This is a genomic window from Olsenella sp. kh2p3 (assembly GCA_900119625.1).
Lineage (GTDB): Bacteria > Actinomycetota > Coriobacteriia > Coriobacteriales > Atopobiaceae > Tractidigestivibacter.
The window spans coordinates 18,499-32,033 of sequence record FPKD01000007.1 but is presented as its reverse complement, the minus strand read 5'-3'; the positions used below and the strand labels follow the sequence as shown (position 1 = coordinate 32,033).

The window sequence follows — 13,535 nt, the reverse complement described above, 5'->3', positions numbered from 1 at the left end:
GGGTGTGTGAGTCATCTGGCTGACGCACCCCACGCGCATGAGACAAAGGGAGTTTCCCTTTGTCTCATGGCTGCTCGGCACTCCCGCACATTTAGAAAAAAAGACACCTGACGCTTGAAATTATGCCTACGAACAGGCTAATCTATCCAGTGCATGCGCGTCCGCCATGCAGCGTATCTGTCGGCCCCCGAGAGCATGTAAGTTCGCCTAAGCGTTCGTGCGCGAGCGCGGAAGCGCAGACCATGACGACCGGGGTCCCGTTTCGAGAGGGGTCCACCTTTGAGTGAGATTCAGAACTCGTCCGTCTTCGCGCTGGATGATATTTCCGACGAGGAGATGAACAACCTCATCGACGGTACCGTCACCGATTTCGACGAGGGCGATCTTGTCACCGGAACCGTCGTCAAGATCGAGCGCGACGAGGTCCTGCTTGACATCGGCTACAAGTCTGAGGGCGTCATTCCTGCTCGCGAGCTTTCCATCCGCAAGGACGTCAACCCTGCCGACGTCGTCTCGCTGGGCGACCAGATCGAGGCTCTCGTCCTTCAGAAGGAGGACAAGGAGGGCCGTCTCGTCCTCTCCAAGAAGCGTGCCGAGTACGAGCGTGCCTGGAACCGCGTGGAGGAGAAGTTCAACTCCGGTGAGACCGTCGAGGGCGAGGTCATCGAGGTCGTCAAGGGCGGCCTTATCCTCGACATCGGCCTTCGCGGCTTCCTGCCTGCGTCCCTCGTTGACCTTCGCCGCGTGAAGGACCTCAACGCCTACCTTGGCACCCGCATCGAGGCTCGCGTCATCGAGATGGACCGCAACCGCAACAACGTCGTGCTTTCTCGCCGCGTCGTGCTCGAGGAGGCCCGCAAGGCCGAGCGCCAGGAGATTCTCTCCAAGCTCAAGCCCGGCATGCGCCTCAAGGGCACCGTGTCCTCGATCGTGGACTTCGGTGCCTTCGTGGACCTCGGCGGCATCGACGGCCTGGTTCACATCTCCGAGCTCTCCTGGAACCACGTCAACCACCCCTCCGAGGTCGTCAAGGTCGGCCAGGAGGTCGAGGTTCAGGTGCTCGACGTCGACCTCAACCGCGAGCGCATCTCCCTTGGCCTCAAGCAGACCACCGAGGATCCTTGGCGCACGCTCGTCAAGAAGTACCCCGTGGGTGCCATCGTTGAGGGCAAGGTCACCAAGCTCGTCACCTTTGGTGCCTTCGTTGACCTCGGCGAGGGCGTCGAGGGCCTGGTCCACATCTCCGAGATGGCTAAGAGCCACGTAGACGCCCCCTCGCAGGTTTGCCAGGTTGGCGACACCGTCCAGGTGAAGGTCATGGAGATCGACCTCGACCGTCGTCGCATCTCCCTCTCCATGAAGGCCGCTGCCGAGACCCTGGGCACCGAGGTCGAGGTCAAGCCTCTGCCCGAGAGCGACAAGCCTGCCGAGAAGGACGAGGCCGCAGAGGCCGAGGCTGAGCCTGCTGCCGAGTAGCTCTTACTCGTATCGTCTTAGCGCCGAGCAAATGCACGTGATAGGGGAGTCGCCTTCGGGCGGCTCCCCTTTTTGTGTGCAAGATGTGTAGAACACTAATAGTAATAATTCTCGATAATGAAGAACTCCTCCTGTGGAATACTGACTACAACAATTAAGAACAGTTCCTAATAAGGACAGACACAGGAGGATACAATGGAATCCAAGCTTAACCACCTTCTCGCCAACGTCACCGTCGAGTACCACAAGCTCCAGAACCTGCATTGGTACATCTCGGGCAGTGACTTCTTCCAGGTCCACGCAAAGCTCGAGGAGCTCTACGATGGCCTGCTCCCCATTGTCGATGACGTGGCAGAGACCATTCTTCAGCAGGGTGGCAAGCCCATCGCAAGCCTGGGAGAGGTTCTCTCAACGGCAAGCATCAAGGAGCGCGAGAATGCGCCCGTACGTAGCACCCAGGTCTTCGAGATCGTCCTTGCGGACTTCTCGGCGCTTCTCGACGAGGTTACCGCAATCAAGGTTGCAGCAGACGAGGAGAACAACCACCTGGTGAGCGCTCTCATGGACGACTACATCGCCAGCCTCTCCAAGACCATCTGGATGATTCGCCAGCAGCGCGCGTAGCCGGCGAGAACGGCGCAACGCTTCGCAGGGCCGAGCCTCTCGGCCCTGCATTTTTGTTTAGGGGTCGTAAGCCGCCTGCTTTGGGGTATAGAAAGAAAGTTCAAGTTGTCCTGGTATCTGGTTTCCAAATGGTTAGCTATCGGAATTCCCTGTGGGTGAGTATCAATTCCGATTGCTACACTAGGAAAACGAGAGACATCCCTGTCTGCGCTGCCCTCAGGTGGGTGGGGGAGGGGTTGTCGCACCACCAAGAGAGGGGAGACTCTAATGAAGTCACTTTCGAGCACTTCCGTGAGCCGTCGCCAGGCTATCCGCCTTGGCCTTGGCAGCGTTGCCGCCGCGGGCGTTGTTGCCCTCGCCGGCTGCACCGACACCAGCAACGATTCCACCGCTTCTAACAGCAGCTCCTCGTCGGCTTCCTCGACGAGCACCGATTCCACCGCCTCGACCCAGATTGACAAGGATGCCTTCGACAGCCTGCTCGCCGCCGGTGACGTTGCCGATGACGCCACGGTCTCTGCGAGCGCCTGGGCCCAGAAGATCAAGGATGCTGGCAAGTTCCGTCTGGGCGGCGTCCAGACCTCAACGCTCTTCGCTTCGCTTGACGAGACGGACAACAAGCTCCGTGGCTTTGACGCTGGCCTTGCGCAGCTGCTCGTCCGCTACATCCTGGGTGACGAGTCTAAGTACGAGTTCACCAAGGTGACCTCGGACACGCGTGAGTCCGTCCTCCAGAACGACCAGGTCGACGCCGTCTTCGCCACCTACTCCATCACCGACAAGCGCAAGGAGGTCATCTCCTTCGCCGGCCCGTACTACTCCACGCAGCAGGGCATCCTCGTGCTTGCCGACAACTCGGACATCAACTCCGTCGACGACCTTGCCGGCAAGACCGTTGCCGCCCAGTCCGGCTCCACCGGCCCGAGCATCCTTGCCGAGTACGCGCCTACCGCAACCGTCCAGGAGTTCACCACCGACGAGGAGGCCCGTACCGCCCTTGAGCAGGGTCGTGTTGACGCCTACGTCATCGACGCCACTATGCAGATGAGCTCCATCGTCAAGAACCCCGGCAAGTATCGCCTTGCTGGCGATTCCTTTGGTCCCGAGGATCCCTACGGCATTGGCCTGCAGCTCGACTCTGACGGGGTCACCTTCGTAAACACCTGGCTCAAGAAGATCGAGGACGAAGGCACCTGGGCTAAGCTGTGGAAGATCTGCATCGGTGACCGTACTGGCATCGATAAGGTTCCCGAGCCGCCCGCGATTGGCGCCTAACTCCAGGTAACGTCTGGTATGGGCCCTCTGCGTCGCAAAGGCGCAGGGGGCCTTGGTTGGTAATTGGAGAGGGGGAGCCTTGAGCATCTCGGAGCTTCTTGCTGAGTACGGGGACATGTACGTCCAAGCGCTTCTCGGCACGTGGTGGATGTCGCTTGTGTCGTTTGCCTTCGCCATGCTTCTGGCACTCGTCATCACCGTGTTCCGCGTGAGCCCCATCAAGCCATTGCGCGTGGTGGGCGACCTCTACGTGCAGATATTCCGCAACATCCCAGGCGTCTCGCTCCTCATCATCCTGGTGTACGCGCTGCCGTACCTCAAGATCGTGATGGACTACCGCCTCTGCGTGATTGTCACGGTGATTCTTGTTGCCTCGGCCTTTGGGTCCGAGAACTTCATGAGTGGCATCAACACCATCGGCGTGGGGCAGATTGAGGCCGCTCGCTCGCTTGGTATGGGCTTTGGCAAGATGCTGCGCTTGGTGGTCATCCCGCAGGCGCTTCGCTCGGCCGTGCTGCCTATGACCAACCTGGCTGTGGCTGTTCTTCTCACCACGGCCCTTGGCTCCCAGGTCCCGCTCTCTCCGCCCGAGCTTACGGGTCTTGTCTCCTACATCAACACCCGTACCGTCGGCGGCATCCTGCCCTTTGTTATCTCCGCCCTCATGTATGCGGGCACGGCGTTTGTGATTGGCGTCATTGGCAACGCCATTGACAAGAAGGTGAGGATCGTCCGATGAGCGCAGCCAACTCCACCTCCATGCGCGATGCGCTGTACGAGGCGCCCGGTCCTCACACCCGCAGGCGCATCCGCTTCTGGACGGCCATCTCGCTGGTGCTTGTGGCTGTGGGCATTGGCCTTATCGTCCGGCGCTTCTACGTGACGGGGCAGCTTGCCCCGCGCTACTGGGAGCTCTTCGCGCGGCCTACCACGTGGATCTTCCTTGGTAAGGGCTTCCTGGGCACCATTAAGGTCTCGCTTATGGCGGGCCTTATCGCCATCGTGCTGGGCTTCCTTCTCATGCTGGGGCGCATGAGCTCTTCTCGCGTGCTTTCCGGCATCTGCCGCGTGATCATCAACTTCTTCCGTGGCGTCCCGAGCCTGCTCCTCATCTACTTCTTCTTCCTGGTGGTCCCCACCTACGGCGTGAAGATGAGCTCGTTCTGGATGATCACACTGCCGGTTGGCCTCGCGGCCTCCGGCGTCCTTGCCGAGGTCTTCCGCGGTGGCATGAACGCCGTTCCCAAGGGGCAGTCCGAGGCCGCGTACTCGCTGGGCATGCGCAAGATGAAGGTCACGATGAAGATCGTATTCCCGCAGGCCGTGCGCTACGTGATTCCCTCGCTCATCTCGCAGCTTGTCGTTGTGGTGAAGGACACCACTGTTGCGTACGTGGTGAGCTTCCCCGATATGCTGCAGAACGCGCGCGTGCTCATCACTAACTACGACGCGCTTGTCTCGGTGTACTTTGTCGTCGCGATTCTCTACATCCTTGTGAACTACGCCATCAACCACCTGGCGGTGTCGCTGGCGCGTCGCTCTGGCACGAGCATCATCTCCCGTACGAGCGAGAACCCCGTCTAGCCAAAGGAGGCTACGTTGACACAGACGCAAACCGGTGAGGCACTCGCCGCAGAGGACACCCCCATCATCGAGCTTCGCCACGTGGACAAGCACTTTGGCAGCCTCCACGTGCTCAAGGACATTAACCTCAAAGTTGGCAAGGGCGAGGTTGTCGTGGTTATCGGCCCTTCGGGCTCGGGCAAGTCCACGCTTTGCCGCACCATCAACAGGCTTGAGACCATCGACTCCGGCGAGGTTCTCATCGAGGGCAAGCCGCTCCCGCAGGAGGGGAAGGAGCTTGCCGCCACGCGCGCCGAGATTGGCATGGTCTTCCAGTCCTTCAACCTCTTCGCGCACCGCTCGATCATCGACAACGTGACCATGGGCCCCGTCGAGGTGCTTGGCGTGCCGCGCGACAAGGCCCGTGAGGAGGGCATGGAGCTCCTGCGCCGCGTGGGAGTTGCCGAGCAGGCCGAGAAGATGCCGGCCCAGCTCTCCGGCGGCCAGCAGCAGCGCGTGGCCATCGCGAGGTCCCTGGCCATGCACCCCAAGGCGATGCTCTTTGACGAGCCCACCTCGGCGCTCGACCCCGAGATGATCAACGAGGTCCTGGACGTCATGGTTGAGCTTGCGCGCGGCGGTATGACCATGGTCGTGGTTACGCACGAGATGGGTTTCGCGCGCCGCGTGAGCGACCGTGTGGTCTTCATGGCCGACGGCGCCATCATCGAGGAGGGTAAGCCCGACGAGTTCTTCGAGCACCCCACAACCGAGCGCGCCCGAGAGTTCCTCGACTCCATCAAGGGGCACTAGGGACGCGGCCTGCTATTGGCAAGGCGAGAGATTTCGTGCCGCGGGTTTCGAACGTTTAGGCAGGGCTAACCGTTCGGAATCCGCGGCACCTTTGCGATGCCGCGCTCACTCGCCGTTTAGGGGCCCTTAACCGTTCGGAATCCGCGGCAATGCTGCGGTGCCGGGAGCCGCACGATTTCTTGAAGCATCCTGCCTCGTGGGCCCCTGTCTGCTCCACGCGGCCTCCATGCTGCGGAGGCTTGCCGTATGCCACCCTCCCATTTGGGTAGACATGTGTTCGTTGGCTATTCAGCGGACACGCGGCCGCAATGGGTGCGTTAGCGATAGGGGAGACATGGCACAGGGCGACTTTAACCGTAAGGTGCAGCAGTTTATGAACGGGCGCCGTGGACCAGACGACCTCGCCAACCTCTGTGTGTGGGTTGCCGTCATTCTCGTTGTCATCGATATCTTTGTGCACACCGGCTGGCTCAGCTGGATTTCCATGGCGCTTGTGGTCTACGCGGCCTGGCGCATGTGCTCGAAGAACGTCTACGCACGTATGAACGAGAACGACGCCTTCCTCAAGGCGCTGGGTCCCGTGAGGCCGTGGCTGCAGAATCCGAACCACGCGGCTCACGAGCTGCGCACCTACAAGCACGCAAAGTGTCCCTCATGCGGGCAGAAGGTCCGCGTGCCGCGAGGGAAGGGCAAGCTGCGCGTGACTTGCCCCAAGTGCCACGAGAAGTTCGAGGTCAAGTCCTAGATGACGCCCGCCCCTCGGCGTGCGATGATGGTATCCCTTGAACGTACTCAAATCGCAGCTGGAGGCAACCTGTGTACAAGGTATTTCTCGCCGGCGGCATTGCCTCGGGCAAGTCGACCGTCGCTCGAATTCTTGAGGGGTTGGGTGCCTCGCGAATAGACCTCGACCAGGTCTCAAGAAGCGTGCTCTCGCCGAGAAGTGACTGCTCGGCCGCCGTGGCCAAGGCCTTTGGCGAAGACCTCGTGAACCCCACAACGGGCGAGATAAACCGGGCACTTCTCGCCAAGAGGGCGTTTGCCACGCCCGAGGGTGGGGCGCGACTGGAGGCCATCGAACTGCCATTCATCTCGGAGACGCTCGCCCATGCGCTTGCCAAGGAGGAGCGCTCCGGTGCCGCCCCTGTCTGCGTGGTCGAGGTTCCGCTGCTTGACAGGGTTGAGCCCATGCTTTCTCAGGTAGATGAGGTTCTCTGCGTGGTTGCGCCACTGGACGTGCGTCGCGTGCGGGCGCAGGGGCGCGGCATGGATCTAGCGGATTTTGACCGCCGGGTTGCCCTGCAGCCATCAAACGATTATCTGCGCTCTCACGCAGACGTCGTGTTCGACAACGCGGGGGACGAGAAGGGCCTGGCCTCACAGGTCCAAGCCTGGTGGGTCTCGCGCGAGCGCGAGGGCTGGAAGCGCCTCTCGACGCACGAGGATGGGGCCCTGCGATGAGCTCACGCACTGCTCGCACGCGGGGAAGGCGCCCTCATGCGCGTCGCCATCGCACTCGAGGACGTGGTTTCTGGCGCTGGTATCGGGTGGTGCCGCTCGTGCTTGTTGGCGCCGTGGCCATAGCGTGCGCGATACTTGCGGCTACGCCCACGACGCTTGCTAGGAGGACGCTCTATCCCGTGAGCCATGCGCAGGACATCCAGGCGTCGGCAGAGCGCCACGGTGTGGACCCTCTGCTTGTTGCTGCCGTTATCAAGTGCGAGTCTAACTGGGACGAGAATGCGCAGTCCGCTGCTGGCGCCATTGGCCTCATGCAGGTAATGCCGCAGACCTCGTCTGAGCTTGCGCGCATGGGGTTGGTCGATTCTGGTGCCTACGATCCCTCAAACCTCTTCGATCCCACTACGAACATCGAGTACGGGACGGCCTACCTCGCGTTCCTCGAGAAGAACCTCTCCTCGACAGACCAGGTGATTGCGGCGTACAACGCTGGCATGGGCAAGGTTGAGGAGTGGCTTGCCCAGCCCGGGGAGCTTGCCGACAACATCACGTATCCGGAGACGCGCGAGTACCTGCGCCGTGTGAGCGAGGCCTACCAGGGGTATCGCGACAGCTACCCAAACGGTCTGGTGGTCGAGCAGTAGGCAAGAGGCTGCCGGCGGGCATGTTCGAGAAATACTTTGAAGCGACCTAGAAACAGAACAAGCGTTCTGTTATACTCTGGCTCAGGGAAAGGAGGAGGCTATGGCAGAACCTTCGGTAACGGGCGAGCGCTTTGGCGGAGAACTCAAGCGCTTTGGCGTCGAGCAGGCGGGTACGCCGTTCAAGGTTGTCTCTCCCTTCGAGCCCGCAGGAGACCAACCGCAGGCAATCGAGAAGCTCGCGCATGGCGTGGAGGATGGCCTGCGCTACCAGACGCTCATGGGCGTCACCGGCTCGGGCAAGACGTTCACCATGGCCAAGACCATCGAGGCGGTCCAGCGCCCCACGCTCATCATGGAGCCAAACAAAACGCTCGCCGCACAGGTAGCAAGCGAGATGCGCGAGCTCTTTCCCAACAATGCCGTTGTCTACTTCGTGAGCTACTACGACTACTACCAGCCAGAGGCCTACGTCCCCCAGAGTGACACCTACATCGAGAAGGATGCCTCCATCAATGAGGAGGTCGAGAAGCTGCGCCACCAGGCCACCTCGAGCCTGCTCTCGCGCCGCGACGTTATTGTGGTGGCGTCCGTCTCGTGCATATACGGCATCGGCAGTCCCCAGGACTACGCCGGCCTTGCGCCCAATGTGGACAAGGAGGTCCCGCTCGAGCGGGATGACCTCATCAAAAACCTCATAGACATCCAGTACGACAGGAACGACTACGACCTCCAGCGCGGCACCTTCCGCGTTCGCGGAGACACCGTGGACGTGTTCCCGCCCTACGCAGAGAACCCCCTGCGCATCTCGTTCTTTGGCGACGAGGTCGAGCAGATTGCCGAGGTGGACAACGTGACGGGTGAGGTCGTGCGCGAGTTTGACGCCATCCCCATCTGGCCCGCATCGCACTACGTCACCGAGCGCCCCAAGATCACCCACGCCCTAAAGACCATCTCCGAGGAGCTCGAGCAGCGCGTGGCCGAGCTCAAGGCAAACAACATGCTGCTGGAGGCCGAGAGGCTCTCGCAGCGCACGGCGTATGACCTCGAGATGCTCGAGAACATGGGATATTGCAACGGCATCGAGAACTACTCGCGCCACCTTGATGGGCGAGCCCCCGGCGAGCCGCCGTACACGCTCATCGATTACTTCCCCAAGGACATGCTGTGCATCATCGACGAGAGCCACGTGACGGTTCCGCAGATTCGTGGCATGCACGAGGGAGACCGCTCGCGCAAGGTCACGCTCGTCGAGCATGGCTTCCGTTTGCCCTCGGCTCTGGACAACAGGCCGCTGCGCTTCGACGAGTTCGAGGCGCGCATCCCGCAGTTCATCTACGTATCCGCAACGCCGGGAGACTACGAGGAGTCGGTGACGCAGCAGGAGGTGGAGCAGATCATCCGTCCCACCGGCCTTCTCGACCCAAAGATTGAGGTGCGCCCCGTTCACGGCCAGATTGACGACCTCATCTCCGAGATTCGCGAGCGTGTGGGGCGCCATGAGCGCGTGCTTGTGACCACTCTTACCAAGCGTATGGCAGAAGACCTCACCGACCACCTCCTAGACGAGGGGTTCCGCGTCAACTATATGCACTCGGACACCGCAACGCTCGATCGCGTGGATATCATCCGCGACCTTCGTGAGGGAAAGATCGACGTGCTCGTGGGCATCAACCTTCTGCGAGAGGGGCTTGACATTCCAGAGGTCTCCCTCGTTGCCATTTTGGATGCGGACAAGGAGGGTTTCCTCAGAAACCGTCGGTCGCTCATCCAGACCATGGGACGTGCCGCACGTAACGTCTCGGGCGAGGTCATCATGTATGCCGATGAGATAACGGACTCCATGCGCGAGGCAATCGACGAGACGCGTAGGCGTCGTGCCATCCAGGAGAAGTTCAACGAGGAACACCATATCGAGCCCCAAACGGTGCGAAAGGCCATCAACGACATCTCTGGCTTCCTTGCCGAGGCACAGGCCAATGTGGGAAAGCGCAAGCGCAAGGACGGGGCCTTCTATACTGCCTCGGGGGAGGGGGCAGAGGAGCAAGGCGCTCCCGCGGAGGTGTCTACGGCAGAGGCCGTTGCCGCCGAGCTCTCCAAGCTCCCGCGCGACGAGGTCATGCGTGTCATCGCTTCGCTCGAGGAGGAGATGGCCAACGCTTCGGCGAACATGGAGTACGAGCAGGCGGCTCGCATTCGTGACCAGCTCGTCGAACTCAAGAGCCAATTTGAGGGAACGAGCGAGGAAGAGGTCATGAAACGTCTCAAGGTAGGCGCAAGAAAGGGGAGCGCTCACGCGACGCGGCGCAAGTACCGCGGGAAGCACTGACGCGAAGCCTTCGCTGAGGTATCCCTGCTTCCCCTTTTGGTAAGTACGATGGCCACGTGAATCCCTATCAGACCTCTAGGTGGGTACAATGTAGTGAGGATATTCCTACTTTTCCTACTAACAGGGCAACTAAAAGTCGGGGAGGCCACCATGCAAACTGTATTTGTGGATAGCGCCAAGGTTATGTCAAAGGGGCAGGTCACTATCCCCAAGGAGGTGCGTAAGGTTTTGGGCGTTCAGAGCGGAGATAAAGTGACGTTTGTTGTGGAAGGCAATACAGTGAGGGTCATGAACTCCGCAGCATATGCCATGAGGGTACTTCAGCGGGAAATGAGTGACGAGGCTAACCGTGTGGGCATCGCAACAGAGGACGAGGCCGTAAAACTAGTCTCGTCCATGCGTTCTGAAGGGCCAGGGAACTAGTTTATGCGTATCTTCATCGACACAAATGTGTTACTGTCCGCCGCTCTCTTTCCTGGTGGTGCAGCAGCCTGTGCCTATGAAGCCGCGGTGTCATCACCGAATCGACCAATTGTTAGTGACTACGTGGTAGAAGAGCTCAGGACGGTATTCAAGAGAAAATTCCCGGAAAAGCTTCCTGCGCTCGACGGGTTTCTTGCTTCGTTGTCATATGCGGTCGAAATAGTCGCTACCCCCAGTGACTCTTGTGCCGATGAGATGGGTGTACGTGATTCGGCAGATCGGCCGATTGTACGTGCTGCCTTGGCATCAAATGCAGACGTGCTGCTAACGGGGGACAGGGACTTGCTAGATTCGGGGATTGATTCACTTAGAATAATCTCCCCTCGGGAGTTCTTGGAGTCGTAGGCCGTAGGCCCTTGTGTGCGCCGCAATCAACGCGCCCGGGAGTTCGGTTGCACGCGTGGGGTATGATGAATGTCGCCAGAAATGTGTTGTGTGACGGTTGTCAAGCTATCAAGGAGGCATCATGGCTGCAAAGATTGTCGTTGCATGTGGTTCAGGAGTCGCAACCTCTGCGACTGTAGCCTATAAGGTCAAGAAGCTGCTTGCGGCCGATGGCATCGAGGCGGACGTCGAGGCAGTCGCCGTCGCCGACCTTGACGAGGCGCTCAAGAACGCCGACGCATATGTTGCCGTGGTCCGCCCCGAGCGCGAGTTTGACGTTCCCGTCTTTAACGGCGTCGCGTTCCTCACGGGCATGAACCAGGACGAGGAGCTCAAGCGCCTCGCCGACGCAGTGAGGGGCAAGTAGCTCGAGCGCTACCATGCACCAGGCATTTCGGCAGCTCATCTCGTATGCGCTCTTTGGGTGCGTCTGCTCTGCCGTCGACATGCTCGTCTTTCTCGCACTTACATCACTGGGCGGCATAGAGCCGCTTGCCGCAAACGTGGCGAGTGTGGCGGTTGGGCTTACCCTGAGCTTCTTTCTCAACCGCCAGCACACTTTTCATGTGATGGATAGTCCCGCTCGTCGCTATGTGGTCTTTATCTGCGTGGGGCTCTGCGGCATGTGCGTGCAGGAGCTGGTTATTGCCGCTCTCACCACACATGCCGCAGCGCCCCTCTCGACGCCATTGGTGGCGAAGCTCGCCGCCCTTGTGACTGCGGGGCTCATGCAGTTTGTCCTCAACAGGTCCGTGACGTTCAGGCAGCGCTAGGGCGTGGCGGCAGCGTGCCGCCCGAGTTACGCCTGCCGCAGCTCTTCTGTAACGTCTTCCACAACGGCCTCGGCCACACGCAGACCGTCAGCCGCCGCGCTCATGATGCCGCCTGCGTAGCCGGCACCCTCGCCCACAGGCCAAAGCCCTCGTACGCCCACGCTTTGTAGGTTGCTCCCCCGTGTCACGCGCACGGGCGAGCTGGACCTTGTCTCCACGCCCGTGAGCACCGCATCCGGACGGTCAAAGCCGCGAAGCTTGCGTCCCATCTCGGGAATGGCGGCGCGGATGGTCTCGGTGATGTAGGAAGGGAGGCAACGCGAGACGTCTCCCCAGGCCACACCCCTGGGGTACGTGGGTTCCACGCCACCAACTGCAGAGGATGGCCTGTCGTGCAGGAAGTCTCCCACCAGCTGCGCAGGTGCCACAAAGCCACCGCCGCCCGCCTCGAACGCCGCCTGCTCACAGGCGCGCTGCAGCTTGATACCTGCAAGGACGTCGTCACCGGGAAGGTCCTCGGGGAAAACGTTGGCGAGCAGCCCGGAGTTTGCATTCTCGCCTGCGCGGTCGGAGTAGCTCATGCCGTTGGTCACGACGCCGCCCGGTTCGCTTGCGGCAGAGACCACGTACCCGCCGGGGCACATGCAGAACGAGAAGGCCGAGCGGCCCGACGGGAGGTGAACGGCAAGACTGTATGGCGCGGCGCCCAACGCGGGGTTGCCGGCTGCCGGCCCATAGAGCGCGCGGTCGATGTCTGTCTGGAGGTGCTCGATGCGCACGCCCATCGCAAAGGTCTTGCGCTCCATGGGAACGCCGCGTTGCGAGAGCAACTCGAAGACGTCACGAGCGGAGTGCCCACACGCAAGCACTACCCTTGAGCAGGGCACGCGTTCCTCGGTGACGATTCCCGTCTCCGGGTCCTCGGAGCGCAGCGTCACCGCGCGCACGCTTCCGCCGCTCACGTCGAGGTCAACCAGGCGGCAACGGCAGCGCACCGTCCCATCGGCCTCCTCGATCATCTCGACGATGTGCGTCACCACCTCGGGCAGAACGTCGCTCCCAATGTGCGGCTTTGCGTCCCACAGGATGCGCTGCTGCGCGCCGGCGTCCGCAAAGGTCTTGAGCACCAGCCGGTGAAAGGGGCTCTTGGTCCCTGTCTGCAGCTTGCCGTCTGAGAAGGTCCCGGCACCACCCACGCCAAACTGGATGTTGCTCTCGGGGTCAAGCTCGCCCGTCTCGTCGTGGTGGCGTACCACGCGCGATCGCCGCGCGGCATCGTCGCCACGCTCGACGAGGAGCGGCTCCAAGCCCGCGCGCGCAAGCGAGAGCGCGCAGAAGAGTCCCGCGCAGCCTGCCCCTACAACAACGATGGGGCCCTGGTCATGTGGCACATGCGCACACGGCAGTGGGAAGTCCTTGTCGGCAGTCCCTACCAGGCGTACGCTGCCTGACTCGCGCCTGGAGGCAAGCCCGGCGAGGAGTTCCCTCTCCGCTGGCTCGCCACCCGGAAATTCTGTCCGCAGCGTGAAGATGAGCTGGACGTCGCCCTTCTTGCGCGCGTCGATGGAGCGCTTGCGCCGCGTGACGCGGCCAAGCTCGTCGGGACGTACGTGCAGGCGCCGGGCTAGCGCCTTGCGGATAACCGCCTGTTCGCGGGCTTCGGTTCCGTCCAGCTGCGAGAGCGGCACGCGAATGCCGGATACCTCTATCACG

General features: G+C 61.3%; 15 protein-coding genes. 14 read left to right on the top strand and 1 reads right to left on the bottom strand.

The annotated features are described in order from the left end of the window. Positions 1 to 279 precede the first annotated feature (279 nt). From rpsA to BT122_RS08110, 14 genes are all read left to right on the top strand, one after another. A complete protein-coding gene (gene rpsA / locus BT122_RS08175; RefSeq protein ID WP_032110940.1) occupies positions 280 to 1,476 on the top strand; it encodes a 30S ribosomal protein S1 in 1,197 nt (398 codons plus the stop codon). Between the two features lie 195 nt (positions 1,477 to 1,671). Further along, positions 1,672 to 2,100, top strand: coding sequence for a Dps family protein (locus tag BT122_RS08170; RefSeq protein ID WP_072355464.1), 429 nt, complete (start codon positions 1,672 to 1,674; stop codon positions 2,098 to 2,100). Positions 2,101 to 2,367: 267 nt separating this feature from the next. Continuing rightward, positions 2,368 to 3,375 (top strand): glutamate ABC transporter substrate-binding protein, encoded by a 1,008-nt coding sequence (locus tag BT122_RS08165; protein WP_072355463.1) that lies wholly within the window; start codon positions 2,368 to 2,370, stop codon positions 3,373 to 3,375. Between the two features lie 79 nt (positions 3,376 to 3,454). Beyond that, positions 3,455 to 4,114, top strand: coding sequence for an amino acid ABC transporter permease (locus BT122_RS08160; protein WP_143190019.1), 660 nt, complete (start codon positions 3,455 to 3,457; stop codon positions 4,112 to 4,114). After that, positions 4,111 to 4,959: an amino acid ABC transporter permease gene (locus BT122_RS08155; RefSeq protein ID WP_072355462.1), complete on the top strand. Its 849-nt coding sequence runs from the start codon at positions 4,111 to 4,113 to the stop codon at positions 4,957 to 4,959. The genes BT122_RS08160 and BT122_RS08155 overlap by 4 nt, the downstream gene beginning before the upstream one ends. A gap of 15 nt (positions 4,960 to 4,974) precedes the next feature. After that, positions 4,975 to 5,751: an amino acid ABC transporter ATP-binding protein gene (locus tag BT122_RS08150; protein ID WP_072355461.1), complete on the top strand. Its 777-nt coding sequence runs from the start codon at positions 4,975 to 4,977 to the stop codon at positions 5,749 to 5,751. A gap of 334 nt (positions 5,752 to 6,085) precedes the next feature. Further along, a complete protein-coding gene (locus tag BT122_RS08145; protein ID WP_072355460.1) occupies positions 6,086 to 6,496 on the top strand; it encodes a zinc ribbon domain-containing protein in 411 nt (136 codons plus the stop codon). A 71-nt stretch (positions 6,497 to 6,567) separates the two neighbouring features. Further along, on the top strand, positions 6,568 to 7,212 hold the full coding sequence (coaE, locus tag BT122_RS08140; protein WP_072355459.1) for a dephospho-CoA kinase: 645 nt from the start codon (positions 6,568 to 6,570) through the stop codon (positions 7,210 to 7,212). Positions 7,213 to 7,310: 98 nt separating this feature from the next. Beyond that, the gene (locus BT122_RS08135) at positions 7,311 to 7,856 is read left to right on the top strand and encodes a lytic transglycosylase domain-containing protein (RefSeq protein WP_286130346.1); all 546 of its coding nucleotides are present in this window, start codon (positions 7,311 to 7,313) and stop codon (positions 7,854 to 7,856) included. Between the two features lie 100 nt (positions 7,857 to 7,956). Continuing rightward, the gene (gene uvrB / locus BT122_RS08130; RefSeq protein ID WP_072355457.1) at positions 7,957 to 10,182 is read left to right on the top strand and encodes an excinuclease ABC subunit UvrB; all 2,226 of its coding nucleotides are present in this window, start codon (positions 7,957 to 7,959) and stop codon (positions 10,180 to 10,182) included. Between the two features lie 150 nt (positions 10,183 to 10,332). Beyond that, positions 10,333 to 10,605, top strand: a complete 273-nt coding sequence (locus BT122_RS08125) for an AbrB/MazE/SpoVT family DNA-binding domain-containing protein (RefSeq protein ID WP_072355456.1) — start codon at positions 10,333 to 10,335, stop codon at positions 10,603 to 10,605. Between the two features lie 3 nt (positions 10,606 to 10,608). Beyond that, a complete protein-coding gene (locus tag BT122_RS11280; protein ID WP_072355455.1) occupies positions 10,609 to 11,010 on the top strand; it encodes a putative toxin-antitoxin system toxin component, PIN family in 402 nt (133 codons plus the stop codon). A 121-nt stretch (positions 11,011 to 11,131) separates the two neighbouring features. Then, positions 11,132 to 11,416: a PTS sugar transporter subunit IIB gene (locus BT122_RS08115; protein ID WP_072355454.1), complete on the top strand. Its 285-nt coding sequence runs from the start codon at positions 11,132 to 11,134 to the stop codon at positions 11,414 to 11,416. A 13-nt stretch (positions 11,417 to 11,429) separates the two neighbouring features. Further along, complete coding sequence (locus BT122_RS08110; RefSeq protein ID WP_072355453.1) at positions 11,430 to 11,822, top strand: GtrA family protein; 393 nt, start codon at positions 11,430 to 11,432, stop codon at positions 11,820 to 11,822. 26 nt (positions 11,823 to 11,848) lie between these two features. Here BT122_RS08110 and BT122_RS08105 read toward each other — a convergent pair whose 3' ends face one another. Beyond that, a complete protein-coding gene (locus BT122_RS08105) occupies positions 11,849 to 13,534 on the bottom strand; it encodes an NAD(P)/FAD-dependent oxidoreductase (RefSeq protein WP_072355452.1) in 1,686 nt (561 codons plus the stop codon). Position 13,535: the final 1 nt, after the last annotated feature.